Annotated in this window: 21 protein-coding genes; 6 read left to right on the plus strand and 15 right to left on the minus strand. The window is 60.2% G+C overall.

The features are described from left to right. Nucleotide 1: 1 nt before the first annotated feature. The 7 genes from EJ069_RS07580 to EJ069_RS07610 form a co-directional block, all read right to left on the minus strand. A complete protein-coding gene (locus EJ069_RS07580; protein WP_126060771.1) occupies nt 2-811 on the minus strand; it encodes an ABC transporter permease in 810 nt (269 codons plus the stop codon). Further along, on the minus strand, nt 808-1647 hold the full coding sequence (locus EJ069_RS07585; protein WP_126060772.1) for an ABC transporter permease: 840 nt from the start codon (nt 1645-1647) through the stop codon (nt 808-810). The genes EJ069_RS07580 and EJ069_RS07585 overlap by 4 nt, the downstream gene beginning before the upstream one ends. A 45-nt stretch (nt 1648-1692) precedes the next feature. Continuing rightward, the gene (locus tag EJ069_RS07590; RefSeq protein ID WP_126060773.1) at nt 1693-2793 is read right to left on the minus strand and encodes an ABC transporter substrate-binding protein; all 1101 of its coding nucleotides are present in this window, start codon (nt 2791-2793) and stop codon (nt 1693-1695) included. A 32-nt stretch (nt 2794-2825) separates the two neighbouring features. Beyond that, nucleotides 2826-3920, minus strand: coding sequence for a LacI family DNA-binding transcriptional regulator (locus EJ069_RS07595; protein WP_126060774.1), 1095 nt, complete (start codon nt 3918-3920; stop codon nt 2826-2828). A 134-nt stretch (nt 3921-4054) separates the two neighbouring features. Beyond that, nucleotides 4055-4768, minus strand: a complete 714-nt coding sequence (locus EJ069_RS07600) for a GntR family transcriptional regulator (protein WP_189476211.1) — start codon at nt 4766-4768, stop codon at nt 4055-4057. 64 nt (nt 4769-4832) lie between these two features. Further along, nucleotides 4833-5720 (minus strand): NAD(P)-dependent oxidoreductase, encoded by an 888-nt coding sequence (locus EJ069_RS07605; RefSeq protein ID WP_189476214.1) that lies wholly within the window; start codon nt 5718-5720, stop codon nt 4833-4835. A 13-nt stretch (nt 5721-5733) separates the two neighbouring features. After that, the gene (locus EJ069_RS07610) at nt 5734-6459 is read right to left on the minus strand and encodes a class II aldolase/adducin family protein (protein WP_126060777.1); all 726 of its coding nucleotides are present in this window, start codon (nt 6457-6459) and stop codon (nt 5734-5736) included. Nucleotides 6460-6877: 418 nt separating this feature from the next. Here EJ069_RS07610 and EJ069_RS07615 point away from each other — a divergent pair, with 418 nt between their 5' ends. Continuing rightward, the gene (locus tag EJ069_RS07615) at nt 6878-8704 is read left to right on the plus strand and encodes an EAL domain-containing protein (protein WP_126060778.1); all 1827 of its coding nucleotides are present in this window, start codon (nt 6878-6880) and stop codon (nt 8702-8704) included. A gap of 63 nt (nt 8705-8767) precedes the next feature. On the opposite strand, the gene EJ069_RS07620 is transcribed toward EJ069_RS07615, so the two are convergent. From EJ069_RS07620 to EJ069_RS07635, 4 genes are all read right to left on the minus strand, one after another. Then, on the minus strand, nt 8768-8983 hold the full coding sequence (locus tag EJ069_RS07620) for a hypothetical protein (RefSeq protein WP_126060779.1): 216 nt from the start codon (nt 8981-8983) through the stop codon (nt 8768-8770). A 265-nt stretch (nt 8984-9248) separates the two neighbouring features. After that, a complete protein-coding gene (locus EJ069_RS07625) occupies nt 9249-9968 on the minus strand; it encodes a Crp/Fnr family transcriptional regulator (RefSeq protein WP_126060780.1) in 720 nt (239 codons plus the stop codon). A gap of 708 nt (nt 9969-10676) precedes the next feature. Next, complete coding sequence (locus EJ069_RS07630) at nt 10677-12977, minus strand: mannose-1-phosphate guanylyltransferase/mannose-6-phosphate isomerase (protein ID WP_126060781.1); 2301 nt, start codon at nt 12975-12977, stop codon at nt 10677-10679. A 13-nt stretch (nt 12978-12990) separates the two neighbouring features. Next, complete coding sequence (locus EJ069_RS07635) at nt 12991-14511, minus strand: phosphomannomutase/phosphoglucomutase (protein WP_126060782.1); 1521 nt, start codon at nt 14509-14511, stop codon at nt 12991-12993. Nucleotides 14512-14717: 206 nt separating this feature from the next. Here EJ069_RS07635 and EJ069_RS07640 point away from each other — a divergent pair, with 206 nt between their 5' ends. The 3 genes from EJ069_RS07640 to EJ069_RS07650 all read left to right on the plus strand — a co-directional run bounded on the left by EJ069_RS07640 (nt 14718) and on the right by EJ069_RS07650 (nt 17991). Further along, complete coding sequence (locus EJ069_RS07640) at nt 14718-15056, plus strand: hypothetical protein (RefSeq protein WP_126060783.1); 339 nt, start codon at nt 14718-14720, stop codon at nt 15054-15056. Nucleotides 15057-15199: 143 nt separating this feature from the next. Beyond that, nucleotides 15200-17068: a GNVR domain-containing protein gene (locus EJ069_RS07645; protein WP_126060784.1), complete on the plus strand. Its 1869-nt coding sequence runs from the start codon at nt 15200-15202 to the stop codon at nt 17066-17068. Between the two features lie 128 nt (nt 17069-17196). Then, a complete protein-coding gene (locus EJ069_RS07650; protein ID WP_245456454.1) occupies nt 17197-17991 on the plus strand; it encodes a sugar transferase in 795 nt (264 codons plus the stop codon). 13 nt (nt 17992-18004) lie between these two features. Here EJ069_RS07650 and EJ069_RS07655 read toward each other — a convergent pair whose 3' ends face one another. The 3 genes from EJ069_RS07655 to EJ069_RS07665 all read right to left on the minus strand — a co-directional run bounded on the left by EJ069_RS07655 (nt 18005) and on the right by EJ069_RS07665 (nt 20747). Further along, nucleotides 18005-18241 (minus strand): hypothetical protein, encoded by a 237-nt coding sequence (locus EJ069_RS07655; RefSeq protein ID WP_126060785.1) that lies wholly within the window; start codon nt 18239-18241, stop codon nt 18005-18007. Between the two features lie 305 nt (nt 18242-18546). Continuing rightward, entirely contained in the window at nt 18547-19860 is a 1314-nt protein-coding gene (locus EJ069_RS07660; protein ID WP_245456455.1) for a polysaccharide biosynthesis/export family protein, read from the minus strand. A 14-nt stretch (nt 19861-19874) separates the two neighbouring features. Further along, the gene (locus EJ069_RS07665; RefSeq protein WP_126060787.1) at nt 19875-20747 is read right to left on the minus strand and encodes a glycosyltransferase; all 873 of its coding nucleotides are present in this window, start codon (nt 20745-20747) and stop codon (nt 19875-19877) included. A gap of 294 nt (nt 20748-21041) precedes the next feature. Between EJ069_RS07665 and EJ069_RS07670 the strand changes: the two genes are divergently transcribed. Next, entirely contained in the window at nt 21042-22226 is a 1185-nt protein-coding gene (locus EJ069_RS07670; protein WP_245456632.1) for a glycosyltransferase, read from the plus strand. Here EJ069_RS07670 and EJ069_RS07675 read toward each other — a convergent pair. Continuing rightward, a complete protein-coding gene (locus tag EJ069_RS07675; protein ID WP_126060789.1) occupies nt 22219-23349 on the minus strand; it encodes a glycosyltransferase family 1 protein in 1131 nt (376 codons plus the stop codon). The two genes, EJ069_RS07670 and EJ069_RS07675, sit on opposite strands and share 8 nt — an antisense overlap. Nucleotides 23350-23539: 190 nt before the next feature. Between EJ069_RS07675 and EJ069_RS07680 the strand changes: the two genes are divergently transcribed. Next, complete coding sequence (locus EJ069_RS07680) at nt 23540-24808, plus strand: glycosyltransferase family 1 protein (RefSeq protein ID WP_126060790.1); 1269 nt, start codon at nt 23540-23542, stop codon at nt 24806-24808. Nucleotides 24809-25064 lie beyond the last annotated feature (256 nt).

Consider the following 25064-nt stretch of genomic DNA (forward strand, 5'->3'; position numbering starts at 1 on the left):
TTTACGACCGGCGCTGCGCAAGACGCTCCCAAACGGTCATGCGCAGCAGCAGGCAGACGATGGTGACGACGAGCATGACGGTGGCGATGGCGGCCAGCGCCGGGTCGACGGCGTCGGCGATGCTTGTCCAGATCTTGCGCGGCAGCGTCACCAGCCGGCGGCTGGTGATGAAGAGCGTCACTGTGATCTCGTCCCAGGAGACGATGAAGGCCAGGATGGCGCCGGCGATCGTGCCCGGCAGGATATTGGGCAGGATCACCCTGCCAAAGACGGTGGGCGGGCGGGCGCCCAGCGAGCGCGCGGCCTGGACGAGGCGCGGATCGAGATTGGACAGCGAGGCGCCGATCGCCAGAACGGCAAGCGGCATCGCCAGGATGACATGGACGATGGTGACGCCGAGCCAGCTGTCGAGCAGCGACAGCTTCGACCACAGCCGCACCATGCCGACGGCATAGATGATCGGTGGCACGATAAGCGGCGAGAGCAGAATGATGCGCAGGGTCGAGGGCCATCGCCCGGCATAGACCCAGGCGCCGATGGCGAAGGCCGCCGACACGCCGGTTGCGGCGATGCTGGAGGCGAGCGCTATGCCCAGGCTGGTCAGGATGCTCGGCAGCCAGCCGGCGCGCCAGTCCGCAAGCGAGGCAAAGTGCTGGAATGAGATGCCGCTGGTCGGCAATGACAAATAGTCCTTCGCCGTCAGCGCCACCGGCACGACCACCAGCACGGGCACGAAGAGGAAGGCAAGCAGCAGCCATGCCAAGGTCCAGGGCAGCCAGCGCTCGCCTATGCGACGCAAACGCGGGCTCATCGGCGTCCGCCCTCGAAGGCGGCGCGAAGTGCTGGACTGCGCGCGGCGACCGCGACCAGCACCCCGACGACAAGCAGCAGCGTCGTGGAGAGGGCGGTTGCCACCCCCCAGCGCAAGGTCGAGGAGATCTGCACCGAGATGTATTCGGCGACCATGAGCACGCGGCCGGCGCCGAGGATGGCCGGCGTCACCAGGAAGCCGAGCGAGAAGATGACGATGAACAGGCTAGCAATCGCAAGGCCGGGCAGGCTGAGCGGCAGCCAGACCCGGGTGAAGATCGTGACGGGCCTCGCCCCAAGCGACCGCGCCGCCTGAATGATGCGCGGGTCGATTTCGGAAAGGTTGGCGTAGAGCAGCAGGATCGCGAACGGCATCATATAGTGGACCATGCCGACGATCACGCCGAACTGATTGTAGACGAGCTCCAGCGGTTCGGCGAGCGCGCCGCTGCCGACCAGTGCCGAATTGAGGACGCCATTGCGGCGCAGGATGGTGATCCAGGCAAAGGCGCGCACCAGCACCGAGACCCAGAACGGCACCATGACCATGAACAGCGCGACGCGGCGCGCGGCCGGACGCATGTGGACCAGCGCGAAGGCGACCGCATAGCTCATGATGATCGTCAGCACGGTCGTCACCGCCGAGACGATGATCGTGGTGCGCACCACCCGCCCGATCGCGGCGCTGCCGAACATCCCGACATAGTTGCCGAAGCCGAAGGTCGGCTCGGTGAATGAGAGCGCCAGCACCTGAAGGATGGGGACCACGTAGAGACAGATCGTCAATAGCGCGGCCGGCACCGTCAGGCCGAAGGCCCAACGCTGGAAAGACGACATGGCGGCTACCCGGCCACCGGCCTGGAAGCCGGTGGCCGTCCCTGATCAGCGAGAGATGAAATCGAGGAACTTGTTCTGCAGCGCGGCTTCGTTGTCGGCGTAATACGCGGCCGAGATCTTCAAGCCTGTCTTGGCGTTCTCAGGCGCCAGCGAATAGACCGCCTTGTCTTCCTCGGTCATGAGAGCGAGCGCCTTGGGATTGGACGGGCCGTTCCCCATGATGCGCAGCAGGGTGATCTGGCCTTCCGGCTCCATCGACGAGTTGATGAAGTCGAACACCTTCTTGCCGGCGGGGTTGCCCTTCGGCACGGACCATGCGCTGGCAAACATCAGGTTGTTGTTCCAGGTCCAGGTGAACTGGGGGTTCTCCTTGCGCAGCAGGTTGGCGCGGGTGTGCCAGATGTTGCCCATCACCACCTCGCCGTCACGGAAGAGCTGCTGGCTCTGCGCGCCCGACTCCCAGAAGATCAGGTTCGGCAGAAGCGGCTCCAGCTTCTTGAAGGCGCGGTCGACGTCGAGCGGATAGATATCCTCGGGCTTGACGCCGTCGGCGAGCAGGACCGCCTCGAGCTGGCCCTGGATCCATTTGCACATCGTGCGCTTGCCGGGGAATTTCTCGAGATCGAAGAAGTCGGCCCAGCTGGAAGGCGCGGTCGAGAGCTTCTTGGAATCGTAGGCGAGCACGTTGGAATAGGTGTAGTTGCAGATGCCGAATTCGGCGGCGAGGCCGTCGCCGACCAGGCTCTTGTCGACGATCGAGTAGTCGATCGGTTCGACATAGCCACCCTTGCCGAGCACGAGCGCGTCGGTCATGCCGCCGTCGGTGGCGTCCCAGGTCACATTCTTGGAATCGACCATTGCGCGGATCGCTCCCGTCTCCGGGCCGGCGCCATCGATCACGACCGGTATGCTCGACTTCTTGGTGAAGGGCTCGCCATAGGCCTTCTGGAAGGCGTCGAGCGCGGCGCCGCCCCAATTGCAGACGACGATCTCATTGGCTTCCGCCGATGCCGCGCCGGGCCGCATCGCGACAGCGAGGCCGAGGCCGGCCATAGCGGTAATGAAGGAGCGACGGTCGATCCGACCGGATTTGAACTTCTCGATTGCTATTAACGCTGCGTCTTGACCAAAGCGGTTGCTGGACATGGCTGTTCCCCTTTTTATGTCCGTCTGGAGTCCTAGTTTTCGGTGACTTCCTCCCGGGCCGGCGCCAAGCCGCCGGTTGGCGGCTCGGAACCGGTATTGCTTGCAGACCGCCATAGCCGGCGGCCTGATGGCGGCGCGACCGATGCACGGACGACGAGCTCGACGCCGATGCGTTCGGTGACCGCTTCTGTTTTTCTGCCTGTGATGAGGTCCAGCAGCATGGCGACGCCGCGCCGGCCGAATTCGGCCGGAGACTGCCGCACCGTCGTCAGCGCCGGCGAAAGAAGGTCGGCATTGCTGATGTCGTCGAAGCCGATGAGCGAGACATCCTCGGGAATGCGCAGGCCCATGCCGCGCGCCGCGCGCATGGCGCCAAGCGCCAGCATGTCGCCGCAGGTGAAGACGGCGGTCGGCGGATCCGGCTGCTCGAACAGCTCCTTGAAAGCGCCAACAGCCTGGTTTTCATCGTAGTCGCAATGGACCACCAGCCGGTTGTCGACCGCCATGCCCGCCGCTTCCAGCGCCTCGGCATAGCCAGACAGCCGCTCGGTCGTGCTGAGCAGGCCATGCGGGCCGGCGATCGCGCCGATGCGGCGATGGCCCTTCTCGATCAGGTGACTGGTTGCCATGCGGGCGCCGTCGGCGTTCCTGGCAAACAGGCGCGGCGCCCGGGCGCCCGGCACATCCTCGTCGAGCAGCACCACGCCGCCGGTCCGGTTGATGCATTTGACCAGCCGGCCGTCGTCCGAATGGTTGGTGAGAAGCAGGATGCCGTCCACCTGATGGTCCTCGATACGCGCCAGGAAGGCGAGCTCATGATCCACCAGGTTGCGGCTGTTGAGCATCAGAAGGTTGTAGCCGTGCCGCGCCGCCTCCGCTTCGGATGCGGAGGCGATGGCGGCAAACAGCGGATAGGCGATGTCCGAGGTTATCAAGCCGAGCGTCTCGCTGCTGCCGCGCGTCAGCCGCCGGGCAATGGCGTTGGGACGATAACCGAGATGGGCAGCCGCCTGCTCGATCTTCAGCGCCGTCGAGTCGGGCAGGCTGATGCGGCCGTTGAGATGGCGCGACACGGAGGTTACCGAGACGCCCGCCGCCCGCGCGACATCCCGGATGGTGATCTTCAATCGATCCGACAAACGCTTCAACGCTCCCGGCAGGACAATGTTGAACTTGGTTGGTAAACCGGTTTCGTAGACCGCCCAAAAAAAAGAGGCCGCCGGTTCCGGACCTGACAAGGCGAGGGCAGGGACGGGAGCGGTCACAGGACGTCTCCCGCACGGAAGAATTCCTGATGCTCGCGCTTGAGGGTGGCCTGGTCGAAGTCGACATTGCGAATGTGCGCGGCCATGAGGCGCGCGGCCTCGCCAGTCTTGCCGGCACGGATTTCATCGAGGATCGCGCGATGCTCCGCGATGATCGAGCGGATGTGATCCGGCTTCATGCCGATCAGGAACTGAACGCGCATCATGTCCGCCGATATATGCTGGCAGGCAGCCCAGGCGCGGGGATGCGCGAAGGCAGCCGTCAGGCCCGAGTGGAAGGCCATGTCGGCGCGATGCAGGGCGCCCATGTCGTCGCTGTCGACCAGCCGTTCCTGTGCCCGCAACGACAGCTCGATTTCGTCGAGCGTGCCGGGGTCCGGATGGACGCCGCTGTTGGCGATGACCGCGCTTTCCAGGGTCGAACGGATGAACACGGCCTCGCGGACACGGGTCATGTCGATAAGCGAGACGCGGGTGCCGGTCTGCGGCGAAATCTCGATCAACCCCTCGTCGAAGAGCCGGGTGAAGGCCTCGCGCACCGGTGTGCGGCTGATGCCCATCGCCTGAGCGACGTCAGTCTCGGCAAGGCTCGCGCCGGGCAGGACGCGCGCGGTGATGATCGCCTCGCGCAGTTCCTGATAGGCCTTGGCCGATATCGTGTTCCGTCGCTCGTTCTGCTCGGTCAGGACTGGTGCGTTCAGCTTCAGCATATCTGTATACTGGCATTCAGGAGTTTTGGGAGTCAAGAAGCGGTTTGCCGGAAACCAGCGGATTTCATGGATCGTCGAGCGCTTTGATCGCCTCCGCGATCGCGGCCGCGGTCCCCTCGGGCGTTGGCAGGCCGCCGCAATGGGGTGTGATGCGCACGCTTTCATGCGCCCAGGCCCAATGATCGGCCGGCAGCGGCTCCTGGAGGAAAACGTCGAGCCAGGCGCCGGCGATATGGCCGCTGTCCAGCGCTTGCCTGAGCGCGGTCTCGTGGAGATGGTCGCCACGCCCCAGATTGACCACATAGGCGCCGGGCGCTAGCAGGCCGAAGACCCGCCCGTCGAGAATGCCGCGCGTGTGCTGGTTGGACGGCAGCAGGTTGACAAGGAGATCGGCCCCCGTGACGGCCGGAACCAGTCCGCCTTCGCCATGAAAGGCGGTCACGCCGACACGTTCGCGGGGCGTGCGCGACCAGCCCGAGACCCGGAAGCCCGCTCCCGCGAGGCCCGACGCGACATGGCCGCCGATCATGCCCAGGCCAAGCACCGCGACCGACAAGGCGCCGCGGTCGCGGATCTCGGAAACAGCCCGCTGCCACCTGCGTGCGCCCTGGCTGCGGCGAACGGAAAAATCGTCCTGCTGGCGGGCGAATGCCGCGTGCATGGCGTAGTCGAGAATTTGCTGTGCTTGCGCGGGATCGCGCAGGCGCAAGACAGGCATATCGCCGGGAAGGCGCGGATCGGAGGTCAACTGATCCATGCCGGCGCCCAGGCAGAGCACAGCGCGCGTCGAGGCAGGCAGCTTCGCCATGTCCGGCGCAAAAGCCCAGGTCACCAGCAGGTCGTAGTCGGTGTCCGGCGCGCATTCGGTCCAGCGGCGGAATTCCACGCCGGGACAGGCCGAGCGCAACGCGGTATCGAACGCCTCCGAATAAGCGAGAGGATCGGCAAGCACGACCCGCACGGCGTCAACGGCCGTGGAAGACGAGGCCCGAGAGCCGACGCAATGCCAGCCACTCCAGTTCGGCGGCGCCGTCCGGATCGGCCTCATATTGCGCGGCGGTGCGTTCGCACACGTCGCTGGACGGAAGATGCACGGGCCGGCCGCTGCCAAGCACGGCAAGCTGGATGCGGCAGGCCTGCTCGAGATTATACATCAGGGAAAACGCCTCGCCGACGGAACGGCCAACCGTCAGCAGGCCATGGTTGCGCAGGATCATGGCGCGATTGTCGCCGAGATCGGTGACCAGGCGCTGCTGCTCGTCCCGGTCGAGAGCGATCCCCTCGAACGCGTGATATCCGACACGGCCGTAGAAGAGCAGGGCGGTCTGGTTGAGCGGCAGCAGGCCCTCTTCAAGGCAACTGACCGCCACGCCCGCGGCGGTGTGCGTGTGCATGACGCAGATGGCGTCGGGCCGTGCCGAATGGACCGCCGTGTGGATGACGATGCCTGCCGTGTTGATCGGAACCTGCGTGCCGCGCACCTGGTGTCCTTGATGGTCGATCACCGCGAGCGAGTCCGCGGTGACCTCCCGGAACAGGTCGCCGTAACGGTTGATCAGCAGGTGGTTCGGCTCGTCCGGCAATCGCGCCGAAATATGTGTGTGGATCAGGTCATCCATGCCGAAATGGGCAACGAGCCTGTAGGCCGCCGCAAGATCCTGGCGCATCGCCGTCTCGGTGGATGAAGTCATTTGCAGGTCGCCTCCTGTTAACGATCGGCATACCTGAACTCCTGTATACAGGTCAATAGTGCCAACTCGGCCTTGCGCCTGATCGCGATGCGGCCTGCCAGCGTCGTCGCGCTCGGCCGACGGCTTTCAAAAGGCGGAGCTGCGACAGGAGATTTTCGAAGATGTTAACTTTAGCCGGGCAAAATATTAGCCGCCTCGGTACGCCACCGCGTTCGGCAATATAACATGCAACCCATGGCACCTTGCCTCGTCACATTGATTTGCGCCACGGGACCGGCCGATGCCGAACATCTACCCGATGTAGGTGCGGTACGCCGAACGACGAAGAAGTATGTGCGGGGGGACATCAACATGCGAAACAGGATGATCATGCTGCCAGTTCAACAGTCCACGCAAAGGTGACTGCGGAAAGAGCCTGATGCCGGAGCAGCTTCAACAAGCCGTCCTGGATATGATCGCCAAGGGACGATCGATCGAGGAAACCGCTGCCCATATCTGCCTTTATGCCGAACAACTTTCGGCAGACACGCTCTGCTCGATCATTACAATCGATCGCGAAGGGATCATCCATCCGCTGGCCGGGCCAAACATATCGAGTGACTACTCCTCGGCATTGGACGGGATACCGATCGGACCCAATGTCGGCTCATGTGGAACCGCCGCCTTTCGGCGGACGCCTGTCGCGGTCCAAGACATCTTCACCGATCCCCTTTGGGGTCCCTATCAGGCGCTTGCCGGCATTTTGGCCAGGGATCATAGCGTCAAGGCCTGCTGGTCCAGTCCGATCATGCAAAGTGATGGCCGCGTGCTCGGAGCCTTCGGATTTTATTATCGGGAGCATCGAGGACCGACAGACGAAGAATGGTTGATCGTCAACCGATGCGTCGATCTTTGCTCACTCGCGCTGGAGCGAGAGGAAGCAAGGGCCGAAAACCAGCGCCTGGCATATTATGATCTGCTCACAGGGCTGGGAAATCGCGCGCATTTCATCAAGGCGTTGGAATTGGCTTCCAGTGCGGGCGAGGATCCACTCGCAATCTTGTTGGTTGATATCGATCACCTCGGCCGCGTCAATGACACCTTTGGTCATGCGACCGGCGACGAAGTGATCCGCAGAGTGGGCCGCACCATTGCGCGGATTGCCGCGCCTGAAAAGACTTTCAGGGTGGATGCGGATGAATTTGCCGTGTTGATCGAGGGGATGAGCCCGGCCATCAGCCTGTCGAGGATCGCCTCGCAGATATTGAAGGCGACAGAGGAACACTCCTTTCCCGGCGAGGAGGCCACATTCTCCCTGTCGGTCAGTTCTGGCGGGGCGGTGTCCAATCAATCGCAGTCCTGCCAGGTGCCAATACTCCTGCAGCATGCAAATCTTGCGCTTCACCATGCCAAGCAGGCGGCACGAGGAAGCTTCGTGCTCTACAATGACGATCTTGCCAGCACGATCGCTCAGCGGTTCCGCATTCTTCAAACGGCAACAAGCGCGCTGGCTGAAGGCCGCGTCGAGGCTCACTATCAACCGATCGTGGATCTGAGCACCGAAAGAACGGTGGGCCTGGAGGCGCTTTGCCGTGTTCGAACTCGGGACGGCGAAATCATCTCGGCCGGCCTGCTGTCGGACGCGCTGCAGGATTTTTCCATGGGAAATCTCCTGACCGACCGAATGCTGGATCAGGTGGCGAGCGCCATCAAATACTGGCTCGAGCAAGCGATACCGCTGCAATATGTCAGCGTGAACGTCTCGATGGCGGATTTTCAGAAAGGGAGCCTGCGCGAGCGGATTTCTCGCGCCTTTGCGCGTCATGGCATTCCGGTCGGGCACGTCGTTCTTGAGGTGACGGAGTCTGTTTATATGGATGACAGCGATGGCAAGGTCGCCCGGGCAATCGAGGAATTGCGTGCCGATGGGCTGCTCGTGGCGCTGGACGATTTCGGAACAGGCTATGCCTCGCTCACTCATCTGCTGAACTTTCCTGTCGACATCATCAAGATCGACAAGAGCTTCGTGGATCAGATGTCCGATGGCGGCGCGGGCGAAATAATCGTCAAAGCCATTATCGATATGGCGAACGGGCTTGCCATGCGTGTCATTGCCGAAGGCGTCGAGACGGCCGATCAGGCGATGCAGCTCAAACGCCTTGGCTGCCGCTTCGCTCAAGGATACTTCTTCGACAGGGCCGCCGACCGCGATAGAACGACCGAAGCCTTACGGCTCGACATGCCGCGAAGATCGTTCCGGGCATAACGGGCGCGCCGCTTGCGCGCTCGTTTTGGCGGCATCTGCTTTCGGATGCCTCGTCCTATCCGCTCAATTGTCCCTGAAAGAGCGAGTAGGGGAAGCCTGCACCGGGGCCAGCATATAGTCGAACAAAGTGTGTTCGCCGGTCAGGATCATGACTTCCGCCGGCATGCCGGGGAACAGGCGCACATCATGGAGCTCTGCAAGATCGGCAGTGTCCACTTTGACCTTGGCGCGGAAATAGGGCTCGCCGGTTTTCTCATCCGTAAGCCGGTCGGCCGACACCGAGACGAGCAGAGGAGCTGGAACTCAGTCTCGCCAATCTGTTGGCGTTCTTCGCCACCTGCGCGCGGTTCGATGCCTGGTTGGCGCGAATGTCGGCCTGGGAGCGCTGCAGCGCCGATATCCGCGGCAGGCGCTCAAGGCCCTTCTTGTACATTTCCTGCGCGGAGGCGAAGGTAACCGGCGTTAAGATGCTCCTCGTCATTCTCCAGGAAGTCGGCCTAGCTTGTAGAGCCGGAATTTTCGAGGAAGCGTTTTGGATGAGCGCTCAGTCCTTCACATAGGCGCCATCAAATCCCACAAACTTTGTCAGGCCCGCAGCGTCGAGCAGGCGGACATGACCCTGGCGGAACTCGAGGAACTTGCGCTCGCGGAGTTCCCGCAACATTCGATTTACATGGATCGGGGTAAGGCCAAGGGCGTCAGCGAGATCGTATTGCGTGAGGGGGCAATCAAAGCCGTTGCGGTCAACGGCGCCAACACGCCGCAGACGCCCCGTCAATTCAAGCAGCAAATGCGCCGTTCGCTCCAAGGCGGTACGCCGTCCTACATTGGCGAGGTGCTGAGCTATCACAGCACCGTTGCGCACCAGAACGTCCATGATGAACGAGAACAGATGAGGCGATTTCATAGCGGCCAGCCTGAGTGTCTTGGTAGGCGCCACCAACAACGACAGTTCGGTTAGGCTCGCGAACGTTTCGACGGTGCCACTTCCATATGATTGAGGCAGAACCACATCACCCGTTAAGGCAAAATCTAAAATTTGTCGCTGTCCCCCAGGTAGCTCGTGGGAAATGCAGCCCCACCCTGACTCAACGATGTATATACGATCGTTGCTGTCGCCCTGGCTGAAGATTACCGCGTCGGCTGGATATCGCTTGGCAGCGAACCCGAGCGTCTTCATCAACGCGGCGTCGTCATCGTTAAGTCCAACGTATGACGAACGGTGCTCGTCCCCTTTCGAAAAAGAACGTGAAGCAAACGTCATCCGTACCCCTCGCCCTCAACTGCCTGTATCCCTCCCTCAACCTCATCATGTATATGAAATTTCACGTGATGAGCAACCTTTTTAAGTCTGGAACGGGAAGGCATTGTGACATCAAACCGAGCGCTAACTCTGGCTCAAAACCAGTTATGGTCCGGTTGATATCCGCGAGGTCGGGTAGCATCTATGACTTACTTCTCTTAAAGTTCTCTCTCATTGACTCAACTATCTCACTGGCAACCAGACAGCTCCGGTTGTCCGCCTGGTCGGCAGCATTGCGCAAAGTCAGCGACGCGTCCCTCAGCAGCCCCCTGATCTCCGCCGGCGACAACACTTCCGAGGCCTCGAGTTCCAAAAGGACCGATTCACTCACATGCAGCGCAGCGAGCGCGACCGCCCGCGGCCTTGTTGCCAGCAACTTCAGGAGATCGCCACTACGCCTGCCTCTCGATTTCTTTTTTGCCATCGTCGTCTTAACTACCCGGACAAAAAGCTTCCTATTTTCAAGATCTTGACGAGTGTGCGCAGTCCAAGAGACCGAGGGTTGGACCCTTCTCTTTAGGGGTGTAGCCAATGGTGACGGTAACCCAGTTTACAGCGGTGACCCAGAGGCAAGGGGATACCGAATTAGCGGTAGCTCGTGTTCTTCGGCATTAAGGACATTCCGCCGGGAGATCCGCCGCCGTCGCGAAGCGAGGCCCCGTCGCTTCTTCAGCCGTAGACCTGCTTCGATGAGGGGCTGTCCTTTTTCTGGGAAGGCAGCGGAAACGGTTCGACCTGTCCCTCGGTCTTGTCGAGATACTGCGTCAGCGCCGTCACCAGATGGTAGAAGATGCTGGCTGGAACCTCAGTCGCAAGCGACCGACCGCGCTCGTCGATCCTGTCCACCCACAGGCCAAGCGGTGCGGGATCGATATGCCATCTGAAAAGGCGCGCGACACGGGCTTCGATTTCGGGTTTCAGATCAGGCCCGCCGATATTGTCCAGCGCGATCGCCGCCTTGACAGCCTCGCATTGCGGCCAGCTGCGCGAGAGTCTGTCGAGAGGCATCCCTTGTCGAGACACGGCCGCATACGCCAGCCCTGTGGCTCGATTCAATCCGCTGGCAACTGCTGAGGAATAGAGTTTCCTGGCGTAAGCAGCCAAGTCCTTTTGCCCGCTGGCCCGCGCGAAGTCCGCGAGCAGGGAGGCCCATTCGAAATGATGCCCCGGTTCGGTCCATTGCCCTTTGTCTCCGGGCAACGGCAGCCAGTCGGCGTCAAAATATTCGCCAAGCGTCCAACTTTCCTGATCGAAAAAATGACACCGGAAGAGATCGATCACGCGAGCCGCTCGACGAAGATATGTACGGTCGCCGGTCGCGTCATGCCAGGCAAGGAACGATTCGAGCATGTGCATGTGCGGGTTCGAGGACCGGACGCCGTTCCAGCCGGGTGTCTCCAGGAAGCCATTCAGGCTGCCATCCTCGAGGTGGGAATCGATAAAATGAAATGTCTCCTGTGCGAGCTGCAAAGCCGTCTGGTGACCGCATCTATAGGCGTGGGCAAGCGCAAGTAGCACGCAGGAATGGTCGTAGGCATCCTCCATCGGATCGGCCACGCTTCCATTGGAATTCAGGGCGCGCACCCAGCCGCCCCGGTCGGTGCGGCCGTGTTTTGCGATGAACTCAATTCCGTGGTCGATGAGCTTATCGGCGGCCCCGGCCCAGCCCCGTTCCTTGGCTACAGCGAAAGCATAGATCTGGCGGGCCATCGTCCGCATCCGCTTGGGCTTGCCCAATGGCCTCGCATCGAAACCGAGCGCTTCGTGAAAGCCTCCATGAACAGTGTCGACCCCTGCGGTCGACCATAGCGGAAGAGTCTCGTTGAAAAGCCAGTGCTCGACGCGCTTGCGCCATGATCCGCTGACAATGACCCGGTCTTCCGATGCCGTGAACTTTGTCTCTAATCGCCCGCTTTTCTCGAGCTGTTCCACGACTTTCTTCACATTCTGGCTATGGCTGACCGGGGCGACGAATATTGCGTCCGGTGTTGCGACCACCGCCACATCCTTCATTCCGATCACGGTGAGCAGCCGACCTTGGCTCCTGAGGTAGGAACCGTCGCAGTCCAGGGCCATGACGTCGCCCATTACCACGTTTCCGTTGCCGTCCGCGGGGCTGGACTCCAGCAATGATTGCCATGACCCAAGATCGTTCCAGCGGAACGAAGCCGTCACCATCGCGATGCGCTGCGCATGTTCCATGACGGCATAGTCGATGGATGTAGAGGGGATCGCCGAATAGAAGCCTTGGGGTAAGTAGAGGCCTGACACGTCGGTCCTTGCTGTCCTGAAGGCCCGTTCCGCAGTATGCCAGATTTCAGGCTGAAACTTGATCAAAGCTTTCTGCATCGTGTCTGCACGAAACAGGAAGATGCCCGCGTTCCAGTAGAACCTCCCCGACGACAGATATTTTTGTGCCGTCTCGATGTCTGGCTTCTCGACAAAGCGGGAAACCGCGGCCGCCCCATCATCATTGGCGGCAACCTCGATGTACCCATATCCGGTCTCCGGATGAGTGGGCTTGATGCCAAACACGACAATGCTTCCCGAGTCAGCGGCAGGCATGCCCGCCTCCACGGTCTCCCAGAACTGCGTTTCGGTCGATATCTCGTGATCGGAAGGGACCACAAGCACAAGCGCATCCTTGCCGTGTTCGGAAATCGTCTGCAGTGTCGCTATTGCGACCGCCGCCGCAGTATTGCGGCCCAGGGGTTCGAAGATCGGCCTTCCACCGTTCAGTCCGAGCGGACTTATGTCAGAGATAACGCGTTCGGCATGACGTTCGGACGCTATCAGATAGATCGGCGTTTCGCTGCTCGGCCACGCCTTCAGGCGGCGGACCGTTTTCGCCAGCATGGAGCCATCCCCCGACAGATCGTGGAACTGCTTGGGGTTGTCTTCGCGCGAGAGCGGCCATAGCCGCGACCCGACACCTCCGCTCATGACAAAACTTACGATCCGGTGTGCCATGCTTCAGTTCCTCTCAGAATGTCTGGTTGTACGCTCCGACCTCTGGATTGCGGCGCAGCACCGCGTCGATTGCCTCGAACATCTGTCGCCGCCGCTCCGACGAGACGGGGCTTTCGACGACGACGACGATCTCGGGCTTGTTCGACGAGGCTCTGACCAGACCCCAGGTGCCGTCTTGAGCCACAACGCGCACTCCATTGACGGTCACGAGGTCGGCCAGCGGTTGACCCGCGAAGTCGGCACCGTCACCTTTCATTTTCATGAAGTCGCCAACCACCTTGTCGACCACGTGGTATTTGACTTCGTCGGGACAATGGGGCGACATCGTTGGGGTGCCAAAGGTTACCGGCAGGGCTCGGTAGAGTTCGGCCAGCGTCTTTCCCGGATTCCGGTCAAGCATCTCGCAGACGGCGATTGCCGTGACGAGGCCGTCGTCATAGCCGCGCCCGATCGGTGGGTTGAAGAAGAAGTGCCCCGACTTCTCGAAACCGGCGATTGCGTTAAGATCGGCAACCCGTCGCTTGATGTAGGAATGGCCCGTTTTCCAATAGTCCGTGCGTGCGCCGTTTTGCGCGAGAACGGGATCCGTCATGAAAAGTCCGGTTGATTTCACGTCAACGACAAAAGTGGATCGTGGATGCAGGCTTGAAATGTCTCGCGCCAGCATGACGCCGACCTTGTCCGCGAAGATCTCGGCCCCCTCATTGTCCACGACGCCGCAACGGTCGCCGTCGCCGTCAAAGCCGAGGCCCAGGTCGGCACCGGTCTCCAAAACCTTGTCCCGGATCGCGTGCAGCATCTGCATGTCTTCGGGATTGGGGTTGTAGCGCGGAAAAGTGTGATCAAGCTCTACGTCCAGTGAGATCACGTCACAGCCGATCTTTTCCAGCACCTGCGGAGCAAAGGCCCCAGCCGTCCCGTTGCCGCAGGCGACGACTACGCGCGGCTTTCGGCGAAGCTTCTTTCCGGCGGTCAAGTCCTCGATGTACCTCTCGCGGACATCGGATACGAATTCATAGCTGCCACCACCGACAAGGTCGAAATCGCCGTTCAGCACGAGCGCCTTGAGGGCTGTCATTTGGTCAGGGCCGAATGTAAGCGGCCTCTGCGCGCCCATCTTCACTCCTGTCCAGCCGTTCTCGTTGTGAGAAGCCGTAACCATGGCGACGGACGGGGTGTTGAGTGCGAACTGCGCGAAATAAGCGGTCGGGGAAAGCGCCAGCCCGATATCCTTGACCCTTGCGCCAGCCGCCATCAGCCCTGAAACCAGCGCCATCTTTATAGACATGGAATAGCTGCGAAAGTCGTGACCGGCGATGATTTCCGGGCCGACGCCCATGCGGCGGATCAGAGTGCCGAGACCGATGCCCAGCGCTTGGGCGCCCATCAAGTTGAGTTCGGGCTCGTTCTCGGAGCCCGGATGCCCGAACCACCAGCGCGCGTCATATTCCCGGAAACCAGTGGCCTTGATGAGCGCGCTGTTTTCGAACGCGAATGTGTTCGGCTTGGCCTGGCTGACTATATTCAAGGTCACGGCTACCACTCCGAAATTGTCGCAACTTTTCTAGCATGGCGGCGTGCCCCGGCCCCTTCATGAATTCGGGTAGCTCTACACCCCGGTTCGCGCGCTATCATCCAATAGGTGATACCGATCGGTGATCGAAAGGATATCTCGCCCGGTCATAGCCATCAGGTATCGTAGGGTTGGTCCGCATCGGTGCCGACCCTGGTTGTGGCTGCATGATGCCGCTCACATCTCTCGAATTGATTTTTCGGAAGAGTGTCGATGACCGGCGCTTCAGAAGCTTGGCACGTGTGCTCGACGGCATTCAGTCGGAGGTCGAAAAGGAAGCGGAGCAGCTTCGCCGGGCTCGAAACCGGATGATGGACTGTGCGGCATTTTCCCTCGAGATGGTGGAAAATGGCGAGCGGAGCGAAGGCATGTCTGCCAAGCTCGATACTCTCGCCCGGGGCCTCGAGGCAAATCGGGCACGACAGTTGCTGCTGGGGCATCAGATGTCATTGCTGACCACAATAAGGGACATCATGCCGAACTTTCTGCGTTCTCATAGGGCGTAGGTCTACGCCAATTGGTGGCGTTTACCTTCCCTCGCGCCGGCGTACTCTTTTTGCATAGTTTGGGATCGCGGGGCCGCCATGAAGCACCTGTATCAGGGCGTTGTGCAGGAGGGATTGTCCTTCGTGCACGTCGAAGACGTTGAATGAACCGCCTTTTCGCCAACCAATGGCCTTTGGTGACCGATCAGCAGGCCAGTGCCGGACAGGAATTCATCGGCCTCTCGGACATAACCGGATTTCTGAGGCACTACGTCGGAACCATCACGGCCTGCCTTGCGGCGGCTTTCTTGGTGGCATGGTTTTACAATTTGACCACGGATCCGGTTTTTACAGCCAGCGCGCAGATTCTGATCGAGCCGAAACTGCCGCAACATCTGCAGGAAGGCGGCGAAGTGAATCTGTCATTGGACACCGCCCAGGTGGAAAGCCAGATCGCCGTGATGCAATCCGAGAAGATCGCGTCGATGGTCATCGACCAGTTGAAACTTGTCGATGATCCCAAATTCAATCAGCCAAAGGCTCCGACATTGCCGGAGAGATTCAAAAAAGTCGGGAAAATCCTTGTCGGGGCTCTTGGGAACAGCACCTGGGCCACATCCCTTCAGCGACGTCTCGGTTTGAGCGAACCCGATGTGCCCGTGACGCTGACCGAATACCAGAAGTCCCGGCGCAGTATGTCGATTTTCCGCAATGACCTCGACATTCGGAGGGTGGGCGTCTCGTACGCGATAGACATCTCTTTCACCTCCGCCGACCCCGAAGGCGCCGCTAATATTGCCAACGCGACTGCCAATGCCTTTGTGCATGAACAGATCGAAACCAAGGCGGAGGCGGCAAAGGAAGGTGGGGCGTGGCTTGAAAAACGCCTCCAGCAACTGCGCACACAGATGAACGAGGCGAGGGCGAGGGCACAAGAGTTCCGTTCCCGACACGATTACAGCGTGAGCGGTGAGGCCGGTGACGGTATCAATCCCGAACCAACTCTCGAAGAGCTGGAGGTGACTGCAGACACCTACCAGAAGATATATGAAAGCTTCCTGCAGGCTTATACCAATTCCGTAAGCCAGCAATCTTACCCGGTCGCCGATGCAAGGGTGATCACAGCCGCGACAGCTCCGCTTTCTCCTAGTGCCCCGAAGCCGAAGCTGGTGCTGGCTTTCGCGGCTGTCGCAGGGCTCATTCTTGGCATTGGCGTATCTTTCGTGCGGCATTCGTTCGATTGGACCATACGGTCGCCACGTCATATTCGCGACAATCTGGGAATGGAGTGCGTGGGTGAATTGCCCCCTACGAGCAAGCGGAGGGAATTCGGAAACGCCGACGAGGTGACCAGGCATCCTTGGTCGCGGTACAGCCAGAGCCTGAGGAAAGCGCGGACGGAAATCAGCCTCGCTGAAACGAGCAACCCGATGAAGGTCCTTGGACTAACCGCGGTCTCGAACAACAGCCAGAAGAGTGCTGTCGCAAGCAATCTCGCCACGCTTTACTCGATGTCCGGGCTGAAGACTTTGGTGATCGATGCCGATGTTCGGAGACCGACGACCACCACACGACTGGTCGGGCGTTCCGATGGCCTGGGCATGGAGTGTCAGAATCCCGTTCGATACAACATCGTCCGCGCTCTGGGGCGGCATTTCGACGTGCTTTCAAGTTTCGTCGTGGTTTCAAGAGATCTGCTCGTGCCTGGGAATATGCAGGCTTTCCTCAGCGAGGTTACCGCCGGCGATCCGGCTGCCCAGGAGCTGGCTGCCTACGACATAGTCATCGTCGACCTGCCGACGCTTGAATCCGGACCCGATGATCTCGTTGTTGGATCGGTGCTCGACGGTGTCGTGGTCGTAGCGGAGTGGGGCAAAACCCATGTCGATACGCTGCGAGAACTCGTCAGAACACTGCAAGCCTCCAGGACACAGATATTTGGCGTGCTTCTCACGAACGCGCGGTCGATGACGTCCAAGTACCGTAGGGTTGCGACCAGCCATGGCGCTTTCGGAAGTCGGCAAAGCGTGTAGAGCAATTCATACGTGAGGATTAGGGCGTAGCCCCTGCAGTATCGCGCTACCTCCTTTGCATTTCTTGCCCTAGAGTTCCGCACTTGGGAGACTGTCGGCGTCAAACAACTAAGAACAATGGCCGCCACATGACAAACGCCTTCGAAAAGCAGTCGCACCAGGGGGCGCTGATCTGGGGGCAGTCGGTTGTGCCGGCGGCGGTCGAGAGCGGGGCTGTCCTGAATGTCGTTTCCTCGCGCGATTACGCCAGTGCCGGGGCGGTATTAAATGACCTGTCGAATGTCATCAACGGGGGAACGACAAACCCTCCGGTTGGAGGTCTGGTCAAAAGGATCATGGACCTGGTCATAGCCGGGATAGCACTCGTTTTGGCCGCGCCTGTCATGGTTCTCGTCGGGGTGTTGATCAGGATTACGGCCGGAGGTCCGGCGATATTCTCGCACAGCCGTGTCGGGTTCGGTGGACGGCCGTTCAATTGCTACAAGTTTCGCTCGATGGTCGCAAATTCGGACCAGGTTCTCGACGCATACCTCGATGCCAACCCTGATGCACGCAAGGAGTGGGAAGATACCCACAAGATCAGGAACGATCCCCGCGTTACGTTCTTCGGGCGACTGTTGCGCAAGTCCAGCTTGGATGAGCTCCCCCAACTCATCAACATACTGCGCGGGGAGATGAGCTGCGTTGGTCCACGACCGATCGTCAGGGACGAGCTCAGGCGTTATGGCGATCACCAGGGAGAGTATCTCGCAACGAGACCCGGCCTCACCGGCCTTTGGCAGGTGAGCGGAAGGAGCAGCATGGACTATGATAACCGCGTCGCGCTGGACAGCCAGTATGTGCGGAACTGGTCGATATGGCTCGATATCGTGATCTTGCTGAGGACTATCGTCGCGGTCATGCGGGTCGACAGGGCCTCTTGAAACGTCGACCGGATCACTCTTCGTTTCGATTCCGGAGGACCGACAGGGATAGGCCTACGAGGTAGGCGCCGGCCAAGAAAAATATCAGAACCAGAGATTTGCCCACGGTCACATAGCCTGGCGATCCCAAGCTATTCCAGGCGACGATTCCGATCACCAGCAGGGCAGTCGCCGCGAGCAGCGCCGCAACCCTGAAGCGAAAACCCAGTAGTATTCCTGCCACCGATACGGCGAGTATGCTTGTGAGCACCAATATCTCCAGTGGCACCCGCAGAACCGGTTTGGCTTGCCGCGGCAGGCAGTTTCGTCAGGGATCAACAGCCCAGCGTGCGCCAACTGATATGCGCCCTCGGAGTGCAAGGCAAGTGTTAAGGAAAGTGCTTGGGAATGCCGTTCGAAATATCGAAACCGGCTCTTGCAGAGGTTGGCGTTTTCCAACAATGGCCGACGACATCACCATGCGTGACTGTGACCGATCATCCAACCGCGACCTGCAGCAGGAACGGCATCGGCCGAGCCGGATGTAGCAACGGGTCGGCGCCGATATAGATCCGGTCAGTTCGTACTTCCAACAGCGTTTGTCTCCGCCTGGACGCTGGCATCCGCTGCAGGCAAGCTATCCAAACCCGATTTCGGCAGCGGGATTTCTACTTTCACGGTATCGCCCGGCTCGACAAGAGTTGTCTCTTGGGCAGCAAGCTCTTCCGTGCCACCGTCTTTCGGCCTCACAATCGTGAAGATCGGCTTGGCCTTTGCGGCGTTTTGCCGGAGCGCCAGCAGAGCGGGGGCAGTAACTTGTGTCTCGTGCAGCAACTGCACCGCGGTGTCGGATTTGCTGGTGACCTCATTGAGCTGTTGCTGTGTCTCGCGCAAGCTCTCTGCGATCTCGCTGGAACGCTGGTTGCCGAGGTTGAGGATTTCGATATCGGTCTTGCTCATGTCCTGCCTGACACGCAGCATCGAGGTCTCGGCCGCCAACCGGTCGCTCTGCATCTGGGCGACGGTCCCCTCCAGGGAAAGTTCCCGCGGCGCAACCGCAAGACCTTTCTGGACGAGATTCGAGACGCCGGCGAGTTCCTTTTGGATGAGCTCGATCTGTTTGTCATGGAAGGTCAGCTGTTGCTCGAGCGAGGCCAGTTCCTTTTGCAGAAAGTCCTTGAGTTCGCGCAGTGAGCGGAGCTGGGTCGCCAGTGAATCCTTGCGGATGGCGAAAATCTTGCGTTCCTGGTCCATTGCCAGCGCGACGGTTTCGTTCGAAGCCCTGTCCCTCAGTTCAGAGGGGAAAGTTATATCCTCACTGCCGGCCAATTCTGCCTGCAACCGGGCCTTGCGAGCAAGCAGGCTGACGTTGCTCAGAGCGAGCAGTCCGACCTCGCCCTGGCTTGAGATGACCTCTCGTTGGAGCCGAGACACATCATCCTCGCGTATCGGCAAACCGCCGGCGATACCCAGCGCCTGTAGCACCGTCAGGCCAGGCCGGTAGGGAAATTCGCCGGGTTGCTTCACGTTGCCGACAATATAAAACGGTCTGTATTGCGCGATCTCCACCGCCACGTCCGGCGGGCGGCCAAGGCCCATATGTTGCATCAGCCGATCGCCTATGGAGCGGGCCAGATCGCCGGGAGCGGTCCCTTCGGCGCGTATCTGCCCGACAAAAGGCAGGAAGAGGGTGCCGTCAGCGCCGACCACGAAACTGTCGTTGAGAGCCGTCCATTCGAAGATCACATCACGCGATGCGCGCCATTCGTAAACCTTCAGCCTGACCTTGTCCTGCGGTCCAAGGAGGTACTCTGCAGCTGACGCCGGCGAGGGGCAGGCAGCTGTTGCGGCTAATGAAATCCCTGCCACTGTTGAAAGCCATTTGCGCATTGTCATTCTCGCCGTCAGATTTTCAGGATGTATTCGGGTTCGATCCGGCCCATGGCGATGTGCAGGATCGCGAGCGCGTTGCCGACGAGCCGGCCTCTGCGATCGACATACGGCTCGGGCCAAAGGCTCTTTGCGAGGTTGGCCGTTATGTTCCTGAACATGAGGGGCAGGGCAAAGGAGGCAGGGACCGTGCCTTTCCTTATTAGATAGATCGCATTGGCGACCTGGGAGTAGCCGAATCGCTTTCCGCTGACGCGACCCGTCTTGATCCCGAGATGGACGCCCGTGATCGACGTCACGCATACAACGCGACCCCTGGATCGCATTTGACTGGTGAAGTCGATGTCTTCCTGCCAGCCATAGAGGACCAGGCGCTCGTCGAATCGCAAATCGCCAATCAGCGACGCGCGGAACGACATGTTGCATCCGTAGGCGCCAACATGATCGACCACTGATGGTCCAGTCGTTTCTCGGCCTTCTGAATTCCTTAGCGCAGCTTCTGCATCGTCCCAGGTCAGACCGGCATTGGTAGCGCCGTCCTTGACGACCCTGCCCATCACTACCGCCCATCCGTCATTTCCAGCAAAAGCCTGCTCGATCTGCTCCAGGTATCGGGCGGACGGAACGAAATCGTCGTCGAAGAACGTTATGATGTCGAAGCGACCCAACGAGGGCACAAGAGCAGTGTTGCGTTGGGCAGCCAATCCTTTGGGCCCGAAAACACTCGACACCGAGAAAGGGCAGTGGTCCGGGAGTTCGATGTGCGTGGCATCGGGTGCCGACAGGATGACCTCGTCGGGAAGCCTTGTCTGGCCACCCAGATATCCCAGCAGGCGAGCAACTTGCTCGCTGCGACCGAGGGTCGGGATAATCACCGCAAGTTTCATTTTTCGTCCAGGTGTCGCTTGCACTGACCCTAGGACGACGCGAGGGCTCAAACAGCCTGCATAAAAGTGGGCCCGATCAACTCGGCCTACCCCTGGGCACCCGCTTTTGAAGTATTGGTCACCGGCAGCTCGCGACCATAAGCGGTAGGTGGAAAATGACTCGGAGCAATCCGTAACCGATCGGACAACTTGCGATGCTCGTGGGACAAAACAGAAACTGAGGCTCCAAGGTGGAAGGGGACATCAATGCTGCATGAACGCTCTTCCGACCTAGCCGTCGCAGCCACGGTCGAAATGCCCATTGAGGATTTTCCGGCTGCCCCGCCGCCCGACTTCGACAGATATGCCAGGATAGCGGTCGTCCACGACTGGTGCCCCAACTTTCGGGGCGGCGAGCGGGTCTTGGCGCAGATTTGCAAGCAATTTCCCAATGCAGAGGTGTTCACACTTTTCGATTTCCTCCCGACCGAGGTGAAAGAGCAATACTTCCGCGACGTGGAATTCCACACCTCCGCGGCCAACCGGATACCGATGGTCCAGAAGTTCTACCGGTCTCTGTTTTTCTTTTGCCCCTTCCTGATCGAACAGTTCGACGTGACCGGGTATGACGCGGTGATCTCCTCTTCGGCCGCATTTTCGCGGGGCGTGATCACCAGACCTGATCAGCCGCATCTGTGCTACGTGCACAGCCCCGTCCGCTATGCCTGGGACGAGCAGTTTTCCTATCTCCAACAAGGCAAGCTCGGCTTTGGCCCGAAGGGAATGCTTTATCGGTACATGCTGCACCGACTGAGGACGTGGGATACGAGAACCGCTCACGGTCCGGACCTGATGCTGGCGAATTCGAACTATGTCCGTTCCCGGATACAGCATATCTATGGACGGGACGCGCGGGTTGTTTTCCCGCCCGTCGCGCTCAAGGAGTTGCCATGTGTCGACGACAAGGACGACTGCTACGTCTCTGCGTCCTTCCTGGCGCCTTACAAGCGCACCGACCTCGTCATCAAGGCCTTCAACGAGATGCCATCGCGAAGGCTGGTTATCGTTGGCGAAGGCCAGCAATCAGCTAGCCTACGGTCGCTGGCAGGTCCGAATGTCACATTTTCGGGGTTCCTTCCCCGCAAGGAGTATGTTGCTACGCTTGCCCGGGCAAAGGCGATGGTCTTTGCGGGGTGCGAGGACTTCGGCATTGCGCTGGCCGAGGCGCAAGCCTGCGGGACGCCGCTGATTGCCTTCGGCCGCGGCGGCGCGATCGATATCGCGCGGCGCCTCGGAGCAGATCCCGAACCGACCGGGGTGCTGTTCAGGGCTCAGACCATCGAGCATCTGAAGGAAGCGGTCAAACGGTTCGAGGAAAACAGCCACCTTATCACGCCCAAAGCCTGCGCCACGAACGCACAGCGCTTTTCGGAAGAGAATTTCGACCGGGCCATCCTGGAATCGATCGGCGCGGTCCAGTCCCTGCATAGCATCATGTGAGCTCGTGCAGCCTGACGACCTTGGTCTCTGTATCGATGCCGTCGGCAGCGGCCATCGCCTGCAGGTAGCGCATCGCGCTCGCTCTCCAGCTATATGCCTCGGCTCTGGCTTTTCCCTTTGCTGCCAACCGCAGGCGCAGCGCTTTGGAGTTGCGCAACCCCATGAAGCGGTCGAGCCATGCCAGTGGGTTGTCGGCAGCGGCATAAAGAGCTGCATTTCCGCAGACCTCCGGCAGGCTGGCACGTTCCGACACCACAACCGGACAGCCGAGCGCCATCGCCTCGACAACCGGAAGACCAAAGCCTTCGGTCAGCGAAGGAAAGGCCAGGCAGAGCGAGTCGGTCAGCAGCGCAGCCAGCTCGCTATCGGAAATGCGTCCGAGCCAATGGATGTTTCCAGCTTCAGCCCTGGCTGATCCTGTTTTGAAAATGTGCGAACCCGGCATGCCGACAACCGCGATTCTAAATCCGGCTTTGCCAAGGCGGTCGGACATGCCCAGAATGAGGTCCACATTTTTGTGTGGCGCGGCGCTGCCGATCATGACGATGGTATCCCGCGAGGCCGCCAGCCGCGTCGCTGCCGAGTGTTCGGGCTTCCACTGCAAGACGTGTTCGTGGCCGTTCGGGGCAACGAAGGCCTTTTGCGCCGGGACAATGTCCCGGCGAACCAATTCGCCCAGCGAAAAATTGGAAACAGTCGAGATGTTGCATGCTGTCTTGCCAAGGCATGGCAGCAGCGTTTTGTAAGAGGCCCTGAATCCAAGTGAATAGCTCTGTGGAGCATTCCACACATTTGCATCATGAATGCAGACAATATGCTTGCGAGACAGAAGCGGTCCGGTATTGCACAGACTGAGCAGCCCGCCTCCGCGCAACGAGGTTGCTAGTTGGGTCTGCTCCCACAGATGCCCACCGGTGCCGCCAATTTCGCAACGTTCGATGGAATTGAGCAGGACGTCCGAGCTGCCCGGCGGACAGTGGAGCCTGATCTCGAGTCCACGGGTAAGTGGCGCACGCTCGGCGATTAAATCGTCCAGTGAACGGACGATCTCCCTTGCATAACGCTGGACGCCAGTTGTCGATTGGGAAAGGAAACGTCCGTTGATAGTCCAGCGCCGTGCCATGTCACCCTCTCGATGTCCTAGTTTGAGACCGCCGGCGCGTGCGGTCACTACGGCCGTTGGGTCATTCGCAGGCGCGGAGGATCATCCAGCCAGGCGAGGGGCAGACGCTGGAACTACCTCAAACGTTTGAGGGCCGTCGTGTCTCCCGGAGTGTTAGGGTGGCTGCTCGTTCGGCAAGGCGGAGAAGGCGATGGGCAATTCTGAGTTCAATGCGGCGCCGGCCGGGCGGTCCAGGCATTTGAACGGCCACAGCACTGCCGCACTGGTTGCCCAGTCGCTTCCAGAAAGCTCGCAATACCTGATTGGCCATCCCGGCAGGACATCGGCGGACTTCGAGCCGCCAAGACGACGTTGGACGATAAATGGCGACTTCACCACGCTTCGGCGCAACGGGGTAGCGCGTTACGGACTGGAGGTGACGACGGCTCTCGACGCCCTCATTTCGGAAGGGCATCCGCTTGGCCGTGATCTGGAAATCGATCTCGTGGTGCCGCGCCCGCTTGTCGAACCTCTTCCTCTGAAAGCTATAACAGTCCGGGTCGTTCCCGAGTTCAATAGGCCGCGACTTCCGCAGTTCTGGGTGCAAGCGCAACTGCCTTGGCATGTGCCTGGCGGATTGCTCAGCTTTTGCAACCTTGCGCCAGTCGTGATGAGGCGTCAGATCGCATGCATCCATGACATGCACACGAGGCTGATGCCGTCGAGCTATGCGCGGGGATTCCGTTGGGCGCATCGCCTGATCCTTCCGCTGGTTGGCAGGCGAGCCGCACGGATCACCACGGTTTCGCAACTCTCGCGGAGCCATCTAGTAAGGTTTGGGATTGCACCTGAGAAAAACATCGTCGTTACCTACAATGGCAGCGACCATGCGAAAAAGTGGGATGCGACCAGATCGTCCCTCGTCGTCAATCGAGACAGGCCATATGTCGTTTGCCTTGGCCGAGGTGATCAAGAATACAAGAACATGGGACTTTTGGCTAAGCTTGCCCCTCGTCTCGATGAAATGGGACTCGACCTCTGGATGCCAGGCGATGTCGACGAGGAAACGATCTTGCGGCACGTCCCCGAATTGCCGGGGAACATCATCCTTCTCGGGCGCATAGGCGATCACGACTTCAAAAAAGCGCTTGAGGGCGCGGTTTGCTTCCTGTTTCCATCCCGCATCGAAGGTTTTGGGTTGCCCGCCGTCGAGGCGATGGCGTCGGGATGTCCGGTCGTCGCCTCGACTTCGCCGTGTCTGCCCGAAGTCTGTGGCGATTCTGCTCTCTATGCAGATCCGGACGATGTCCAATCGTGGGCGGAAAACGTTGGGAAGCTGGCGCTCGACCCGGATTTGCGCAAGCGAATGGTTGGCAAGGGCCATACCAGGGCGAGCAGCTATTCCTGGCGCTGGATTGCATGGAAGTATCTTGAGCTCATGATCCAGGTCGACGCGGATTTCGGGGAAGTCTACGGATAAAGGCTCAGAAGGTGTAGCCGGCCCGGTGGTTGTCGGACGAAGCGAATGTCAATTCGATTCATCCGCGGCAGTCACCGCCAATCATCCGAGCGCTGACTCGAGAAGCGCAATCAAATAGTCATGCCGCCTGATGGCTAGGCTACAGCCTCCAAAAGAGGTAAAGCGCGGCCTCTCATACCCGTATGGGCAAATTGCTTCCGACTCCTGCAGTTCCGACTATCCCGATATTGAAAGTCGCGTAGGGAGGCATGATTGC

The sequence above is a fragment of the Mesorhizobium sp. M2A.F.Ca.ET.043.05.1.1 genome (assembly GCF_003952445.1).
GTDB lineage: Bacteria > Pseudomonadota > Alphaproteobacteria > Rhizobiales > Rhizobiaceae > Mesorhizobium.

Bases quoted from the DNA above. Each gene is read 5' to 3' on its own strand.
- EJ069_RS07580 (WP_126060771.1), bottom strand. From the start codon at position 811: ATGAGCCCGCGTTTGCGTCGCATAGGCGAGCGCTGGCTGCCCTGGACC.
- EJ069_RS07650 (WP_245456454.1), top strand. From the start codon at position 17,197: ATGACAAACGCCTTCGAAAAGCAGTCGCACCAGGGGGCGCTGATCTGG.
- EJ069_RS07630 (WP_126060781.1), bottom strand. From the start codon at position 12,977: ATGGCACACCGGATCGTAAGTTTTGTCATGAGCGGAGGTGTCGGGTCG.
- EJ069_RS07640 (WP_126060783.1), top strand. From the start codon at position 14,718: ATGATGCCGCTCACATCTCTCGAATTGATTTTTCGGAAGAGTGTCGAT.
- EJ069_RS07590 (WP_126060773.1), bottom strand. From the start codon at position 2,793: ATGTCCAGCAACCGCTTTGGTCAAGACGCAGCGTTAATAGCAATCGAG.
- EJ069_RS07610 (WP_126060777.1), bottom strand. From the start codon at position 6,459: ATGACTTCATCCACCGAGACGGCGATGCGCCAGGATCTTGCGGCGGCC.
- EJ069_RS07625 (WP_126060780.1), bottom strand. From the start codon at position 9,968: ATGACGTTTGCTTCACGTTCTTTTTCGAAAGGGGACGAGCACCGTTCG.
- EJ069_RS07660 (WP_245456455.1), bottom strand. From the start codon at position 19,860: ATGCGCAAATGGCTTTCAACAGTGGCAGGGATTTCATTAGCCGCAACA.
- EJ069_RS07645 (WP_126060784.1), top strand. From the start codon at position 15,200: ATGAACCGCCTTTTCGCCAACCAATGGCCTTTGGTGACCGATCAGCAG.
- EJ069_RS07615 (WP_126060778.1), top strand. From the start codon at position 6,878: ATGCCGGAGCAGCTTCAACAAGCCGTCCTGGATATGATCGCCAAGGGA.
- EJ069_RS07680 (WP_126060790.1), top strand. From the start codon at position 23,540: ATGGGCAATTCTGAGTTCAATGCGGCGCCGGCCGGGCGGTCCAGGCAT.
- EJ069_RS07585 (WP_126060772.1), bottom strand. From the start codon at position 1,647: ATGTCGTCTTTCCAGCGTTGGGCCTTCGGCCTGACGGTGCCGGCCGCG.
- EJ069_RS07670 (WP_245456632.1), top strand. From the start codon at position 21,042: ATGCCCATTGAGGATTTTCCGGCTGCCCCGCCGCCCGACTTCGACAGA.
- EJ069_RS07665 (WP_126060787.1), bottom strand. From the start codon at position 20,747: ATGAAACTTGCGGTGATTATCCCGACCCTCGGTCGCAGCGAGCAAGTT.
- EJ069_RS07600 (WP_189476211.1), bottom strand. From the start codon at position 4,768: ATGCTGAAGCTGAACGCACCAGTCCTGACCGAGCAGAACGAGCGACGG.
- EJ069_RS07675 (WP_126060789.1), bottom strand. From the start codon at position 23,349: ATGGCACGGCGCTGGACTATCAACGGACGTTTCCTTTCCCAATCGACA.